This is a genomic window from Gordonia aquimaris (genome assembly GCF_026262595.1).
Taxonomy (GTDB): Bacteria; Actinomycetota; Actinomycetes; order Mycobacteriales; family Mycobacteriaceae; genus Gordonia; species Gordonia tangerina.
Map to the genome: position 1 here is coordinate 140,345 of NZ_JAPKFM010000010.1, position 14,863 is coordinate 155,207.

Genomic DNA, 14,863 nt, shown 5'->3' on the forward strand with positions numbered 1-14,863 from the left:
TCGATCCATGGTTCGGAGCCAGCGCCTCATCGCCCGAAGAATCAGGGGTAGGTCAGCGCGAGCGGTGACCGGAGTGCATAAATGGACACATGCCGAGATCTGTCTCTATCCACGCGCTCGATCCGAACACTCCGGTCATCGTCGGGGTCGGCCAGTCGTCCGAACGCCTCACCGACGACGACTACCGAGGCCTCTGCGAATCCGACCTCGCATCGCGCGCCGTCGAGGCGGCGCTGGCCGACACCGGCGTGGTCGCACCTGCGGTCGCCGCCGAGATCGACACCGTCGTCGCTGTGCGCACGTTCGAACAATCCACTCCGATGTCATCCTCGCCGCTGGGCAGACCGGACAACATGCCGCGGGCGGTGGCCAAACGGATCGGGATGGACCCCGAACACGCCGTGCTCGGGGTGACCGGCGGGCAGAGTCCACAGAGCCTGCTGACCGAGTTCGCCGGCGAGATCGTCGCGGGGCGTCGTTCGGCGGCAATGATCTTCGGCGCCGAGGTGATGTCGACGGTGCGCCACCTGATGTCGACCACCACTGAGCGCGATCGACCCGATTTCACCGAGCAGGTCGGAGGTCAACTCGAGGATCGTGGCTTCGCGATCGCCGGTCTCACGACCCACCAGGAGGCCAAACACGGACTGCTGTCGCCGGTGGCCCAGTACGCGGTCCTGGAAAACGCCCGTCGCCACCGGGTCGGCCTGCCCCGCGGACGCTATACCGAGACCATGGGCGAACTGTTCGCCCCGATGTCGGAGGTCGCGGCCGCCAACCCGCATGCGGCAGCCCCCACGGTGCGATCTGCATCCGAACTGGCCACCGTGTCGGAGGCCAATCGCGTTGTGGCCGACCCGTTCACCAGGTTCATGGTCGCGCGCGACCAGGTCAACCAGGCGGCCGCCACCCTGGTGATGTCCGTGCGGGTCGCCCGACAACTCGGGATCGACCCGTCACAGTGGGTGTTCCTGCACGGCCACGCCGACACCCGCGAGCGCCCACTGATGCAGCGCCCAGACCTCAGCCGCGGGCCGGCGGCCGCCGCGGCCGTGCAGCACGCGCTCGCGGTGGCCCAGATCGGCCTCGACGACGTCGCGCACCTGGACATCTACAGTTGCTTCCCGATCGCGGTGTCCAACGTGATCGATCCACTCGGCATCGATGCCGACGACCCCCGCGGATTGACCCTGACCGGCGGTCTGCCGTTCTTCGGCGGCCCGGGCAACAACTACTCGATGCACGCGATCGCCGAGGCCGTCGACCGGTGTCGTGGCGAGCGCGACTCGTTTGCACTCGTTGCGGCCAACGGCGGCATCCTCAGCAAGACGTCGGTGGGGATCTACAGCACCCGACCGACCGCATGGTCGCCGGACGACTCGAGCGGTGTACAGGAGGTGCTCGACGCCGCTCCCCGCGTACAGACCTCGGATTACGCCGACGGTCCGGCGACAATCGAGGGATTCACGGTCATGCCCGGCCGCGACGGCTCACGAACCGGCATCGTCATCGGCCGTCTCGACTCCGGTCGACGGTTCATCGCCACAGTGGCCACCGACGACGAGTCGATGTTCGAACTACTGGCCACCGACGACCCGGTGGGCGCCGACATCTACGTCCGGTCGAGCGCGAAGGGCAACCGCGTGTTCACCGATCGGGCATCGATGCTCCGTCACCACCCACCGGTTGCGCCCACCTTCCGTTCCTCCTACGAGCACGTCGAGGTCCGCCGCGACGGCCACCTGTTGGAGGTGACGATCAATCGCCCCGAGGCGCGCAACGCACTGCACCCTGCCGCGAACGCCGAACTCGATGAGATCTTCGACGCGTACTTCGCCGACGCAGACCTCTGGGTGGCGATCCTGACGGGTGCCGGCGACAAGGCGTTCTCCGCCGGCAACGATCTCGCGCAGACCACCGGTGCCGGCCTGGAGATTCCGGGCAACGGCTTCGCCGGGCTCACCTCCCGCCGATCGATGCCCAAACCCGTCATCGCCGCGGTCAACGGCTTCGCCCTGGGCGGCGGCTGTGAGATCGCGATGGCCTGTCACATCGTCGTCGCCGACGAACGCGCCACCTTCGGCCTCCCGGAGGTCAGGGTGGGTCTGGCGGCGCTGGCCGGCGGGCTGGTGCGCCTGCCGGCCGCCGTCGGTGGGGCGCTGGCCCGCGACATGATTCTCACCGGACGACGACTCGACGCCGCCGAGGCGCTGGCCGCAGGACTCATCAGCCGCATCGCGCCACCCGGCGAGGTGATGGACCTCGCGCGCACCGTGGCCGCCGAAGTACTCGCGGCGTCACCCACGTCGGTGCGGGAATCGCTACGCGCCATGGACACCGCGGCTGCCATCCCCGATGAGATCGAGGCCATCGAGGCGACTTCGGCCGCCATGGACAGCCTGCTGGTCAGCCAGGACACGATTGAAGGGATCACCGCGTTCGTCGCCAAGCGACCACCACGCTGGACCGGTCGCTGACCGCATCGTCGGTGAATTCGGCGGCCGGAGGGTTACCATTCGTCCGACCATCGGCGAGCCATTCGCCACAGCCACACGACGAGGGGCTCGGACATGACGCTGGAGCAGGCAGGCACCGAGGAGCCGAAGGGCTGGTCGATGCCGCGGGGCACGATCGTGTTGCTCTCGGTCACCGGCTTGATCGTCACCGTCGGCGGCATGAAGGCGGTGTCCGGCCTCGTGGGGCCGATCTTCCTCGCCCTGATGCTCACGGTGGCCGTCCAGCCGATCCCGGTGTGGCTGCGCCGCAAGGGAATGCCTACGTGGCTCGCCTTCGTCGCCACCCTGGTGGCCGTCTATGGCATCTTGTTGACACTCTTCGGGTCGCTGGCCTTCTCGATCGCCCGGCTCGCGACGATCCTGCCCGAGTACGCCGACAAGTTCCAAGGCCTCATCGACAACTTCCAGGAGTTCTTGACCAGTCACGGCGTGAGCCCGGACAACGTGCACAACATGATCTCCCACGTCGACCCGGGCAAGGCGCTCGGATACATGTCGGACGTCCTCGAGAGCACGTTGTCGGTGGCGTCGGCGCTCATCCTGGTGGTCACGCTCCTGCTGTTCATGGCCGCCGACGCGATGTCCTTCGACAAGCGCATCGATGTGCTGCGCGGCATCCGACCCGACATCGCCATGGCGTTCCGCAGCTTCGCCCAGGGCACCCGCAGTTACCTGCTGGTGTCCACCGTCTTCGGCCTCATCGTCGCCGTCTTCGATTCGGTGGCGCTGTGGATCGTCGGCATCCCTCTGCCGATCCTCTGGGGACTGCTCTCGTTCATCACCAACTACATCCCGAACATCGGGTTCGTCATCGGCCTGATCCCCCCGGCCCTGCTGGCCCTGCTCGACGGCGGCTGGGGTCAGATGCTGTTGGTGATCGCCATCTACAGCGTCATCAACGTGGTGATCCAATCGGTGATCCAACCAAAATTCGTCGGCGACGCCGTGGGGTTGTCCACAACGTTGACCTTCCTTTCACTCGTGTTCTGGGCGTGGGTCATCGGACCGTTGGGTGCGATCCTCGCGGTGCCGCTGACGCTGATGTCCAAGGCCCTGCTCATCGACATCGATCCGTCCACGCGGTGGGCCGACATCCTGCTGTCGTCGTCGGCACCGAAGTCCGAACCCGACGCGGGCACCGGGCCACCCACCGACGAGGCCTCCCCGGACGCCGACGGCGACGCCGGACCGGACAGCCCCGGCGAGACCGGAGCGTCCCCGCAGCCGAGCTGAGGGCACTTACCCCGCACGAACTTCACACCGCGACAGCGACCGTCGCGCGAATTCGCCACCGGCAAAACCCGCATCTGCTTCCCCACGCGGCGACGTCGGAGTACATTCGGCGTGTCACATATATTTGATACGTAGATGGCAACGACGTGAGCGCACAGCTTCAGTGAAGACAGAGGTGGCAACTCGAAATGGACATGACATGGTCGGACGCCGACATCGCGTTCCGCGATGAGGTACGGGAGTTCCTCGAGGCCAAACTGACCCCCGATCTGCGCGCCGCGGGCCGCCTGCGGACCAGCGTGTACGCAGATCACGAGGCGTCTATGACGTGGCAGGCGATCCTGCACGAGCGCGGCTGGGCCGCGCCCGCGTGGCCGGTCGAATACGGCGGCTGCGATTGGACCCTCGGGCAGCACTACCTGTTCAGCCGCGAATCGATCCTGGCCGGCGCACCGGCGCTGTCGCCGATGGGCATCCGGATGGTGTCCCACGCGATCATGGCATTCGGTACGCAGGAGCAGAAGGACTTCTACCTGCCCGGCATCCTTGACGGCAGCGTGTTCTTTTGCCAGGGCTACTCCGAGCCCGAGGCAGGTTCGGACCTGGCGTCGCTGTCGATGGCCGCGGTCAGCGATGGCGACGACTTCGTGGTCACCGGTAGCAAGATTTGGACGACGCATGCCGCGGAGGCCAACTGGATCTTCTGCCTGGTCCGGACGTCTCGCCAGGAGCGCAAGCAGCAGGGCATCACCTTCTTGCTGATCGACATGAACTCACCGGGCATCGAGGTCCAGCCACTTGTGATGGCCTCCGGCGAGCAGGTCCAGGCACAGGTCTTCTTCGACGGCGTCCGGGTCCCGAAGCGCAACGTGCTCGGCAAGGTCGACGAGGGTTGGACCGTCGCCAAGTACCTGCTGATCTTTGAACGTGGTGGCGGCGCCGCGGCCCCCGCCCTGCAGGTGATGGCCGAGAACATCGCAGCCGAAGCCGCCGCGATGACCGGGCCGTCGGGTGTACCCCTGATCGAGGAACCGGCGTTCGCGGCCAAGCTGGCCGACGTACGTGTGCGCGCGAAGATCCTCGAGGTCCTCGAGTACCGTGCGCTGGCCGCGATGAGTTCCGGCGGAGATGCCGGGTCGCTCGCCTCGATGCTCAAGATCCTCGGCACCGAACTGAGCCAGAAGATCACCGAACTCGACCTCGAGGCCGCAGGAGTGCACGGGCGCGTGTACCAGCCGCACGCCGCTGCCCCCGGCGGTCCGATCAACCGGTACACCCCGCCGACCGACGGGTATGTCAGCGGCGCGGCATGGCAGGCCGTCGCCCCGCTGCACTACATGAACGATCGTGCCGGATCGATCTATGCGGGCAGCAACGAGATCCAGCGGAACATCCTGGCCAAGGCCGCGCTGGGACTCGGGTAGACAACCGCGGTCCCACATCAACCCGGCACACAAACGGAGCACACAGAACAATGGACTTCACCCTCACCCCGGAACAACAATTGCTGCGCGACGGACTCACCAAGTTCCTGGGCGCACGCTACGACCTGGAGGCCAGCCGCGAGGTGGCCAAGGTGGGCGCCGGATGGCAACCCGAGATCTGGCGCTCGTTCGCCGAGGAGCTCGGCGTGATCGGCGCCTGCCTACCCGAATCCATCGGCGGCGACGACGGCGGACCCGAAGAACTGATGGTGGTCACCGAGGCCCTCGGACATGCGCTCGTCGTCGAGCCGTTCGTCGACACCGTGGTGCTGGGCGCGCGTCTGCTGGCCCGCACCGGTCACCCGCGGGCGCTGGCCATCGGTGAGCAGATCGTCAGCGGCAACGCACTGACCGCACTCGCCGCGATCGAAGACGGCTCGGGCGGCATGCTTCACCACGTCGGCACCCGGGCCGAGAAGTCGGGCGACTCGTGGATCATCAACGGTGCCAAGGCCGTTGTCACCACCGCGCCACTCGCCGATCACCTGATCATCACGGCGCGGACCGGCGGTGAGACCCGTGAACGCGACGGGGTGTCGATGTTCCTGGTGGACCTCACCGAGACCGTGCCCGAGGGCCTGACCATGCACGCGGTGCGCACCATCGACGACCGCCGAGCCGCGGACCTGACCTTCACCGACCTGCGGGTCGACGCCGACGCACTGATCGGCAACGAGGGGCAGGCTCTCCCCGTGCTCGAGTACGCATGGGATGAGGCGACCGCGGCCGTGGTCTCCGAGGCGGTCGGGGCGATGCGCAAGGTGCTCGACGACACCGTCGAGTACGCCAAGCAGCGACAGCAGTTCGGTCAGCCCATCGGTAGCTTCCAGGCTCTGCAACACCGCATGGTGGACATGCACATCGAACTCGAGCAGGCGGTTGCCGCACAGTATTACGCCATCCTGACCCTCGACGCCGAACCCGCAGCACGAGCCGCTGCAGTGTCGGCAGCAAAGGCCACTGCCAGCCGCGCGGCCAGGTTCATCGGCCAGAATGCAGTCCAACTGCACGGCGGCATGGGTATGACCGAGGAACTGGCCATCGGCCACTACTTCCGCCGATTGACCGCTGTCGAGTACGAATTCGGCTCAGCCGACGCTCATCTCGCGCGCTTCGCCAAACTGGCCGACGCCTGAGCGACCACCGATGCGACCAACATCCCGGTGCGCACCGTCGCACCGGGACGTTGGTCGTCAACTCCGGATGTTCGCTCCGATCAGGGCGATACATGCCGCGACCACGGGTTCGACGATGCTGTAGAGGGACCGGTCCTGTTCCATCGCCGACGCCGCCAGTTCGCGGATACCACCCCAGATCATCACCGCCGTCTCATGCGTCATCGGAGAGATGCCCGCTTCCTGCATACGCGGCGAGTCGGTGAGCGGCACCAGAACCGCGATGAGCGATTCCATCGCGTCCACCTGGACGCGGCGCGCCGAGTCCCCGAGTGCCGGCAGTTCACGAATCCAGCTCCAGGCGATCGCCGGGTTCTGTTCGGTGACCGACACATACGCCTCGACCGCCTGCCGGATCTGCATGGTCCACTCCGCGGCAGGATCGACATCCTCGGAGATCGCCTGGATCATCGCGTCGTTGGTGGTGCGCAGGAGATCGACGAAGCAGGCCTGTTTGTCGGCGAACTCCTGATAGAAGGAACGGCGCGAGGTCCGCGCGACCCGGACCACGTCGGCGACCGTGGTCTCCCGATAGCCGCGTTCCATCACGCAGGTGGCCATGGCCTGCAGAAGCCGTTCCCGCACCGGGGATGCGGCGCCCTCCGACGAGACGACAGCTTCGGGCAACATGCCCCAACGATACGACCCCGCCCTTGTCAGTCGCGGTACGCACGCGTACCGTCGGGTGGTACGGAAGCGTACCGGGCACACGAGAGGACCGCGGGATGACGACCGGACAGATCAGCGAGGTCGAACCGATCCTCCCCCCGCGCCCGCGCCTGCCGAGGGTCGCGACCGGTCTCGGCTTCGCCCTCCGCAGGCGCCAGACGATGACGCAACTGACGCGGCGATACGGTTCCACGTTCACGATCGGGCTGCCCGTGTTCGGCGACGTGGTAGTGGTCGCCGATCCCACTCTGGCACGGCAACTCTTCACCACCTCGACCGATCGCGTCGCCAACATCCGCCCCAACCTCGGCCGCGTCCTCGGCGCCGGGTCGATGTTCTCACTCGACGGCGCCGAGCATCGGCGACGCCGGAAGCTATTGACACCGCCGCTGCACGGCAAGCGGATTCGGTATTACGAGGCGGTGGTCGCCGAGGAGTTCGCCGCCGAGGCGGTCACGTGGCCGACCGGACGCCCGTTCGCCACCCTCGAGCCGATGATGCGGATCACCCTCAACGTCATCCTGCGCACGGTGTTCGGTGCGCGCGACGCCGACCTCGACGTCCTGCGTCAGATCATTCCGCCCATGGTGACGACCGGATCGCGGCTGGCGACGATTCCCGACCTGCCGCTGACCTTCGGCCCACTCGATCCGCGTCGCCGATTCGCTGCACAGCGCGAGACCTATGACCGCGTCGTCGGATCGCTGATCGCCTCCGCCCGCGCCGAGCACGACCTCGCCCACCGCACCGACATCCTGGCGCTGATGATCCTCAGCCGACACGAGGACGGCTCGGCGATGACCGATGCGGAGATCGCCGACGAACTGCTCACCTTGCTGGCCGCCGGACACGAGACCACCGCGACGACACTCGCCTGGGCGATCGAACGCCTCCAGCGTCATCGCAGGGCGCTCGACACACTCGTCGCCGAGCTGGACGCGGGTGGCAGCGATTACCTCACGGCCACGATCACCGAGATCCAGCGCAGCCGGCCGGTGATCGACCTCGCCGGCCGCCATGTGATCGACGACCTCGTCGAGCTCGGCCCGTATCGAATACCCAAGGGCCACAACATCATGGTGTCGATATCCCTCTTGCACGACGACAGCCGCCAGTTCCGTGATCCCGAGCGGTTCGATCCGGAACGCTTCGTGGGGACCACAGCCGGGCCCGCATGGCTGCCGTTCGGCGGCGGTACGCGCCGATGCATCGGCGCCGCGTTTGCACAGATGGAGATGGACGTCGTTCTGCGCGCACTGTTACGCGATTTCACCATCGAACCGTCGACATCGCCGGATGAACGCTGGCACTCTCGCGGCGTCGCGTACGCACCCGCCCGCGGCGGACGTGTCGTACTGCACCGCCGTCGGTAGCGCGTCATGCTCCCCGGGACGGGATGGACGATTACCTGACCCGCCGTCCGGGTAACACCTCAGCGACAGCTCGCGGGGGCGGGCGCGTGGCGCCGTCGACCCGTGAGACCTCACGAGTCGACGAGAGGGATCACCGTGTCACACCAGCGCGTCGTCTCGGCGCTCATCGAACGCGCCGGGCGCACCTACGCCGACGAGGCCGGCATCACCCTGAAGAACACGCCGGCACCCCTGTTCCGACTGCTGGTCCTGTCGCTGTTGCTGAGCGCGCGCATCTCGGCCGACATCGCGGTCGCGGCCGCACGCGAGTTGTTCGCCGCGGGCTATCGGACGCCGGCGAAGATGGCCGACGCCGACTGGCAGGACCTAGTCGATGCACTCGGGCGCGGACACTACGTGCGCTACGACGAGAGCACCGCCACCCGACTGGGCGAGGCCGCACGCAAGGTCGGCGACGACTACCAGGGCGACCTACGCACGCTGGCCGACCGCGCCGACGGAGACGTCGGTCGCGCCGCCAAGGAGCTGCAGACGTTCACCGGGATCGGCCCCACCGGCGCATCGGTGTTCCTACGCGAGGTACAGGACGTGTGGGACTGGGTCACCCCTTACTTTGACGAGCGGGCATTGTCGGCGGCCGGCGAACTAGGGTTGCCCGACGACCCCGTCGAACTGCACCGGCTCGCGGACGGTCATTCGGCGCTGCTGGCAGCGGCTCTGGTGCGCGTATCGCTCGACGACGACCTCCGGGCGGAGTTGACCTGACGCCACACGGGACCCGCTCCGCGCGTCGAGGTCGGTGACCGACACCACAATCTGGCTGTGCGATCCGTCACAGTGAAGCGGATGTCAGATCGTGATCCGCGGCCCGCAAAACGCCGCGATGCGCAGGGAATTCACAGGATTCGACTCTACGTTATCGACGCGTGATCAAAATCCTGCAGGTCACCGAGTCGATGTGACCTTTCTGTTATCCGCTTGTACCGTCGCCACCGGTCCGAGATCAGCCGCCCAGCCAGCTACGGGGTGGCGATAGGAGGAACGATGACCATGAGCATGAAGAAGCTTGCTGTGCGCGCCGGAATCGTCGGCGCCCTGTCCCTGGCCCCGTTCGCTGCAGTCGCCGGCACCGCGTCGGCGAACAACTGGGACGCAGTCGCCCAGTGCGAGAGCGGCGGCAACTGGGGAATCAACACCGGCAACGGCTACTACGGCGGCCTGCAGTTCTCGCAGAGCACCTGGGAAGCCAACGGCGGTGTCGGGAACCCGGCCAACGCCTCGAAGGCCGAGCAGATCCGGGTGGCCGAGAACGTGCTGGCCACTCAGGGCGCCGGCGCATGGCCGACCTGCGGTGCCTACCTCTGACACCGCGCGTGTGACCGTGTTGTGGCCGTCGCCCCTGACCGGGGCGGCGGCTACACCCGTTCTCGGGGCGTGATCAGGCGTGCGATGAGTGGGAACACCAACACCGTGGTGGCGCCGGCTGCGACGAGCACCGATGCCAGTTGCACCGACATCAGATCGGCCGCAGTGGCCACTCCGGTGACCGCCACGATGATCGGCAGGCCGGTGGCCGCATACAAGGCGAGCTGAGTTCGTTCTCGCTGGTTCACCAGATTGTTGCCATGCTGCACGTAGCGCTCGCTGAGCCACACCGGCAGTCCGCGGGCGACCGCGATCGCGACGACCAGCCCGAGCCACAGCACCGGTTGCCCGAGCACGGCCGTCACATCGATGTTCATCCCCGAGACGACGAAGAAGACGGGGATGAGCACACCGAAGCCGACGACCTCCAGCGACTTCCCGACCTCGTGGTTCTGTGGCCCGATGAGCCGCTGCAGGATCAGTCCGGCGGCGAAAGCGCCGAGCACCACATCGAGGTCGAAGACGGCGGCCACCGTCATCAGGGTGACCAGCAGCAGGAACACCACCCGGACCGGCAACTGTGCTGTGCCCTCGCTCATCTCCGACACCGCGTATCGCACGCCTGGGATGCGCTCCACGATGCGTTGGGGTACCGCACCGATGAGCACCGCGGCGACCCCGAAGAGGATCAACACCACCAGCGCACCGCCCACGCTGCGACTGGTGAGCAGTAGCGACATCGCGATGATCGGCGCCAACTCCCCCACCGCCCCGTGGGCCATCACCGACCGACCCAGCGGGGTGTCGAGCAGTCCGTCCTGCTTGATGATGGGCAGCAGCGTGCCCAATGCGGTCGAGGTCAGCGCGATGGCCACCGCGATGTGCGCGCTGAAGTTCTCGTCCGGGATCGCGAAGGTGACCGCGATCAGGGCGATCGCCAGACCCGCCAGCCACGTCATTCGCGCCACCCTGCCCGACCTACCGCCGAGCAGTTTCGGATCCAGTTCGTAGCCGGCCAGCAGGAACAGCATGCCCAGGCCCAGTTCGCTCAGGATCTGCACGCTGTCGACGTCGGCCCACCCCAGCAGATGGGGGCCGATCGCCATGCCGCACACCAACAGGATCACCACATCCGGCACGTAGCCGCGCGTGATCCGCGACAGGATCGGCGACGCTGCCGCGGCGACGGTGATCCAGAACAATGATTCGATCGCGGAGGTATCGGCTGACGAAGACGCCTCGGCGATCACCATCATCCGGTCATCCTGGCACATCGCCGGGCAACCAACCCATCCGCACACTCCCACCGGGCGAATCACGTGTGCCAGAACACAGACGACGACGTTTCGGAGATTCGTATGGGTACACGCACACACGGCCGGCACCGGCTAGATCGACGCGACAGCCGCACCCCGCAAGCCGTCGACCGGCGCCGCCCGGCCAGACTCGCCGCCTGGGTGGCGGCCGGATCGGCACCGGCGATACTCGTCTTCACCGGGGGCGCGATCGCTTCGGCCCAACCGGCTCCCGCACATCTCACGGCCGACATCGGACCGCACCACATCGTCGATGACGACGCGGGTACCCGGACCGGGCCCGGCAGTCGCGCGCTACCCGACCGGCCGTTGCCCACTTTCGATCCGAGCACGTTGCACGCCCCGGCACCCACCGCACCGGTCCGGCCGATCACCGCGCCACCGGACACCGTACGGATCGGAGACATCACCGCACCGGCGCCGCAGTGGCTGCCGCCCGAGCAGACCGAAGAGGTCAATACCGCCGCCGCGACCGGCGAGGCGCAGATCGCCACCGCGGGCGACGCAGTGGGCCTCGATTCCGCACGCTCGGACCGGGTCGCGGCGACCACCATCGCCGGCGCGGCCACCGGCGCAGCCGTCGCCACTGCGACGGTCGGTGCCCCGCTCGCGGTCGCCGGCGGGGTCGTCGGTGGTGTCGCCGGACTGGTGGCGGGGGTGCCATTTTTGCCCGCCGGCCTGGTGGTGGGACCGCCGGTCGGGGCGGCCATCGGCGCAGCCGCCACTGCGGCGCCGTTCGCTGCGGCCGGCGCAGCCATGGGCGGCGGCGTGGGCCTCGCCCAGGGGCTGGCCGAACCCGCACATCCCTGAGGCACCCCGTCGGGATATCACTGCGTTGCCGACCTGACCAGCCGGTAGATGAAAGGCTGGTCAGGTCAGACGCCGCAGCCCGATGGGAGCCATGGATGGAGACTGTCACCGACCGAACCGACGCCGACGAACCCGAGGCCGACGACGACCGGATCAGCTTGTCGATGTCGTTGTTGATGACACCGGACATGGCCAACTTCACCGGCAAAGTGCACGGCGGGACCTTGCTCAAATTGCTGGACCAGGTCGCCTACGCCTGTGCGAGCAGGTACTCCCGTCGGTACGCCGTGACATTGTCGGTGGACCGGGTGATCTTCCGCGAACCGATCCGGGTGGGCGAAGTGCTGACCCTCTCGGCGTCGATCAACTACACCGGCCGGACGTCGATGGAGGTCGGTATCCGCGTGGACACCGAGAACGTGCTCACCGGCGAACGCCGCCATACGAACAGCTGCTACTTCACGATGGTCGCCACCGATGACGCCGGCCGACCACACCCGGTGCCCCAGCTGGTACCGCGCACCGCAGTCGCGCGCCGACGGTTCACCGAGGCCGAGGAACGCCGAGCGGCACTTCGATCAGCCCAGTGAAAGTGACCCGGTGACGATCAGCCCAGGGACGCCGATGGTCGCCTCATTCGTCGGAGGCGTCATCCTCGTCGAGCGCGCTGACGGTGATGCCGTAGGGCAGAAACCGGACCTTACGCCGCGGATCGGTGTTGTGTTTGTTGGCCCGCAGCGCGTCGATCTCGGAGGCGTAGACCTGTTCGACCCGTGCACCGCCGTCGTCGCTGACGACGAAGACAGCCCAGACTCCGGTGCCGGTCTCCCCCGCCGTCTCGGGTTCACGACGGCGCGGGCGTCCGGCGTCGGTGAACAAGGTCGACCACGCCGCGCCCTGGGCCCCGGAGCCGGACAAGAACTTGCCGACCATGTCGCGCACACCGTCGGTGGCCTCGCGGGCAAAGCGATCGAAGTCCTCGGGACTCATCCCGAACGGACCGTTGTTCTCCGCCATGGGAGACCTCCTACTGCAGCGGGTCGGCGCCGTGGCCGTGTGCTGTCCAGTGTCCACCGGAACACACGTCTACGCCACGTCCCAGATCAGGCGCGCCGACATCAGGCCAGGCCGGCGTCATGCAGCGCAATCGCGACCTGCACGCGGTTGGTGACGCCCAGTTTGGCGAAGATGTGCGAGATGTGCGCCTTCACGGTCGCGACACTCATGAACAGCTGCGCGGCGATCTCCGAGTTCGAGGCACCCGTGGCCACGCACACCGCGACGGCATGTTCTCGTTCGGTGAGCGCCGCCAACGACTCGCGAGCAGGTCACCGGTTTTCTCGGACCCAACGGTGCCGGGAAATCGACGACCATGCGGATCATCGCCGGGCTGACCCCGCCGACGTCGGGTTCGGCGACGGTCGTCGGACGCGTCTACCGCGACATCCCCAACCCGGCAACGCACGTGGGGGTGTTGCTCGACGCGTCCGCGCAACACGCGGGTCGCACCGGGGCCGAGATCCTGCGACTCAGCGCGATGACCCTGGGAGTCCCGCGGGCACGCGTCGACGAGATTCTCGAGCTGGTGAGTCTGACGCCCGATGAAGCCGACCGCCGGGTACGCAACTACTCGCTGGGCATGCGTCAACGTCTGGGCATCGCCAACGCGCTGCTCGGCGATCCGAACATCCTGATTCTCGATGAACCCGCCAACGGGCTCGACCCCGCGGGCATCCACTGGGTGCGCACGCTGTTGCGCGACTACGCCGACCGTGGCGGGACGGTGCTGCTGTCCTCACATCTGTTGCACGAGATCGAGATCATCGCCGACGAAATCCTCGTCATCGGCCACGGCCGAATCGTCGCGCAAGGCACCACATCCGAGCTGCTGGCCGCCCAGGGAACCCTGGTCCGGTCGCTCGACGACGCGGCGCTGGCCACCGCGCTGGGCATCACCGGCATCGAGGTGCGGGCCGCCGACGGCGGCGGTCTGCGCACCGACGCCGCACCGGAAGACGTCGGTCGGGTCGCGGCCACCGCGGCCATCGCGCTGGTGGAACTGCGGCCCGCCGACGGAGCCCAACTCGAGGAGATGTTCCTCGAACTCACCCAACAGACTCAGCGCGAACAGCCCGCCCTGTCAGGAGTGCCGTCATGACCGTCCAGATTCCCACTCGCCCAACAACTCCAGCGCCCGACGACGCCGGTGGGATCCGCGACACCGCGATCCCGCTGACCCGATTGACCCGCGTCGAACTACGCAAGCTGGTCGACACCCGCGCCGGATTCTGGCTCGCCTCATCCATCGGTGTCATCTCGGTGGTGGTCGCGGTCGCGATGCTGATCGCGGACCGCAACAGCCCCGAGAACCTGAACTTCGGACAGTTCTTCGGCATGATGAACATTCCGACCGGCATCATCCTGCCGGTCCTCGCCATCCTGCTGGTCACCGGCGAACGGAGTCAACGCACCGCGCTGACCACGTTCACGATGGAACCGCGCCGAGAACGGGTGGTGCTCACCAAATTGGCCGCAGCGCTCATCGCGGGGGTCACCGCCGTGATCATCTCGCTGGGGTTGTGAACTGTTCCTTTCGTTGTGAGTAAACGTGATCGAATGTGTGTTTTGTTGAGTGGGTGAAGTTGGCTGAGTGGGCGCGGTCGGAGGGGGTGCATCCGCAGACTGCGTATCGGTGGTTTCGGGAGGATCGGATGCCGGTGTCTGCTCGTCGTCTGGAGTCGGGCACGGTCTGGGTCGACGTTGCTGAGGTCGGTGGTGGCGGCCGGGTGGTGGTGTATGCGCGGGTGTCCTCGCATGATCAGCGCGCGGACTTGGATCGTCAGGTTGCCCGGCTCACCGAGTGGGCGACTGCGAATGGCCACGAGGTTGGTGAGGTGGTGTGTGAGGTCGGGTCCGGGTTGA

At 67.3% G+C, this 14,863-nt stretch carries 13 protein-coding genes and 3 pseudogenes; 12 read left to right on the forward strand and 4 right to left on the reverse strand.

Annotated features, from left to right (window positions below):
• Positions 1-89 precede the first annotated feature (89 nt).
• The 4 genes from OSB52_RS11835 (at position 90) to OSB52_RS11850 (ending at position 6,369) form a co-directional block, all read left to right on the forward strand.
• Positions 90-2,477, forward strand: coding sequence for an acetyl-CoA acetyltransferase (locus OSB52_RS11835; protein ID WP_266061803.1), 2,388 nt, complete (start codon positions 90-92; stop codon positions 2,475-2,477).
• A gap of 93 nt (positions 2,478-2,570) precedes the next feature.
• Entirely contained in the window at positions 2,571-3,749 is a 1,179-nt protein-coding gene (locus OSB52_RS11840; protein WP_235722405.1) for an AI-2E family transporter, read from the forward strand.
• A gap of 188 nt (positions 3,750-3,937) precedes the next feature.
• Positions 3,938-5,173, forward strand: a complete 1,236-nt coding sequence (locus OSB52_RS11845; RefSeq protein WP_266061805.1) for an acyl-CoA dehydrogenase family protein — start codon at positions 3,938-3,940, stop codon at positions 5,171-5,173.
• A 50-nt stretch (positions 5,174-5,223) separates the two neighbouring features.
• Positions 5,224-6,369 (forward strand): acyl-CoA dehydrogenase family protein, encoded by a 1,146-nt coding sequence (locus OSB52_RS11850; RefSeq protein WP_235722403.1) that lies wholly within the window; start codon positions 5,224-5,226, stop codon positions 6,367-6,369.
• A gap of 57 nt (positions 6,370-6,426) precedes the next feature.
• Here OSB52_RS11850 and OSB52_RS11855 read toward each other — a convergent pair whose 3' ends face one another.
• Positions 6,427-7,038: a TetR/AcrR family transcriptional regulator gene (locus OSB52_RS11855; RefSeq protein ID WP_266061807.1), complete on the reverse strand. Its 612-nt coding sequence runs from the start codon at positions 7,036-7,038 to the stop codon at positions 6,427-6,429.
• A gap of 95 nt (positions 7,039-7,133) precedes the next feature.
• Here OSB52_RS11855 and OSB52_RS11860 point away from each other — a divergent pair, with 95 nt between their 5' ends.
• From OSB52_RS11860 to OSB52_RS11870, 3 genes are all read left to right on the forward strand, one after another.
• The gene (locus tag OSB52_RS11860) at positions 7,134-8,450 is read left to right on the forward strand and encodes a cytochrome P450 (RefSeq protein ID WP_266061808.1); all 1,317 of its coding nucleotides are present in this window, start codon (positions 7,134-7,136) and stop codon (positions 8,448-8,450) included.
• A gap of 135 nt (positions 8,451-8,585) precedes the next feature.
• Positions 8,586-9,215, forward strand: a complete 630-nt coding sequence (locus tag OSB52_RS11865; protein WP_266061810.1) for an HhH-GDP family DNA glycosylase — start codon at positions 8,586-8,588, stop codon at positions 9,213-9,215.
• A 279-nt stretch (positions 9,216-9,494) separates the two neighbouring features.
• Positions 9,495-9,815 carry a transglycosylase family protein gene (locus tag OSB52_RS11870; protein ID WP_235722399.1) on the forward strand — a complete coding sequence of 107 codons (321 nt, stop codon included), beginning with the start codon at positions 9,495-9,497 and terminating at the stop codon, positions 9,813-9,815.
• Positions 9,816-9,865: 50 nt separating this feature from the next.
• Here the strand turns inward: OSB52_RS11870 and OSB52_RS11875 are convergent, their stop codons facing one another.
• Complete coding sequence (locus OSB52_RS11875; RefSeq protein WP_235722773.1) at positions 9,866-11,068, reverse strand: cation:proton antiporter; 1,203 nt, start codon at positions 11,066-11,068, stop codon at positions 9,866-9,868.
• Between the two features lie 105 nt (positions 11,069-11,173).
• Between OSB52_RS11875 and OSB52_RS11880 the strand changes: the two genes are divergently transcribed.
• Positions 11,174-11,941 carry a hypothetical protein gene (locus tag OSB52_RS11880; protein ID WP_266061811.1) on the forward strand — a complete coding sequence of 256 codons (768 nt, stop codon included), beginning with the start codon at positions 11,174-11,176 and terminating at the stop codon, positions 11,939-11,941.
• Positions 11,942-12,036: 95 nt separating this feature from the next.
• Entirely contained in the window at positions 12,037-12,531 is a 495-nt protein-coding gene (locus OSB52_RS11885) for an acyl-CoA thioesterase (RefSeq protein WP_266061813.1), read from the forward strand.
• 43 nt (positions 12,532-12,574) lie between these two features.
• Here the strand turns inward: OSB52_RS11885 and OSB52_RS11890 are convergent, their stop codons facing one another.
• Positions 12,575-12,958 (reverse strand): Rv0313 family protein, encoded by a 384-nt coding sequence (locus OSB52_RS11890; RefSeq protein ID WP_235722396.1) that lies wholly within the window; start codon positions 12,956-12,958, stop codon positions 12,575-12,577.
• 101 nt (positions 12,959-13,059) lie between these two features.
• A pseudogene (locus tag OSB52_RS11895) lies at positions 13,060-13,251 on the reverse strand (response regulator transcription factor); the annotation flags it as partial.
• A gap of 14 nt (positions 13,252-13,265) precedes the next feature.
• Here OSB52_RS11895 and OSB52_RS11900 point away from each other — a divergent pair.
• The 3 genes and pseudogenes from OSB52_RS11900 to OSB52_RS11910 all read left to right on the forward strand — a co-directional run.
• Positions 13,266-14,099: pseudogene (locus OSB52_RS11900) on the forward strand (ABC transporter ATP-binding protein); the annotation flags it as partial.
• Positions 14,096-14,521, forward strand: a pseudogene (locus OSB52_RS11905) (ABC transporter permease); the annotation flags it as partial. The pseudogenes OSB52_RS11900 and OSB52_RS11905, both read left to right, overlap by 4 nt.
• Before the next feature lie 131 nt (positions 14,522-14,652).
• A partial coding sequence (locus OSB52_RS11910; RefSeq protein ID WP_266061815.1) for a recombinase family protein occupies positions 14,653-14,863 on the forward strand: 211 nt, incomplete at its 3' end.

Excerpts from the sequence above, each read along its gene's own strand:
- OSB52_RS11845 (WP_266061805.1), top strand. The coding sequence starts at position 3,938 with ATGGACATGACATGGTCGGACGCCGACATCGCGTTCCGCGATGAGGTA.
- OSB52_RS11850 (WP_235722403.1), top strand. The coding sequence starts at position 5,224 with ATGGACTTCACCCTCACCCCGGAACAACAATTGCTGCGCGACGGACTC.
- OSB52_RS11890 (WP_235722396.1), bottom strand. The coding sequence starts at position 12,958 with ATGGCGGAGAACAACGGTCCGTTCGGGATGAGTCCCGAGGACTTCGAT.
- OSB52_RS11840 (WP_235722405.1), top strand. The coding sequence starts at position 2,571 with ATGACGCTGGAGCAGGCAGGCACCGAGGAGCCGAAGGGCTGGTCGATG.
- OSB52_RS11875 (WP_235722773.1), bottom strand. The coding sequence starts at position 11,068 with ATGGTGATCGCCGAGGCGTCTTCGTCAGCCGATACCTCCGCGATCGAA.
- OSB52_RS11880 (WP_266061811.1), top strand. The coding sequence starts at position 11,174 with ATGGGTACACGCACACACGGCCGGCACCGGCTAGATCGACGCGACAGC.
- OSB52_RS11860 (WP_266061808.1), top strand. The coding sequence starts at position 7,134 with ATGACGACCGGACAGATCAGCGAGGTCGAACCGATCCTCCCCCCGCGC.
- OSB52_RS11835 (WP_266061803.1), top strand. The coding sequence starts at position 90 with ATGCCGAGATCTGTCTCTATCCACGCGCTCGATCCGAACACTCCGGTC.
- OSB52_RS11870 (WP_235722399.1), top strand. The coding sequence starts at position 9,495 with ATGACCATGAGCATGAAGAAGCTTGCTGTGCGCGCCGGAATCGTCGGC.
- OSB52_RS11885 (WP_266061813.1), top strand. The coding sequence starts at position 12,037 with ATGGAGACTGTCACCGACCGAACCGACGCCGACGAACCCGAGGCCGAC.
- OSB52_RS11855 (WP_266061807.1), bottom strand. The coding sequence starts at position 7,038 with ATGTTGCCCGAAGCTGTCGTCTCGTCGGAGGGCGCCGCATCCCCGGTG.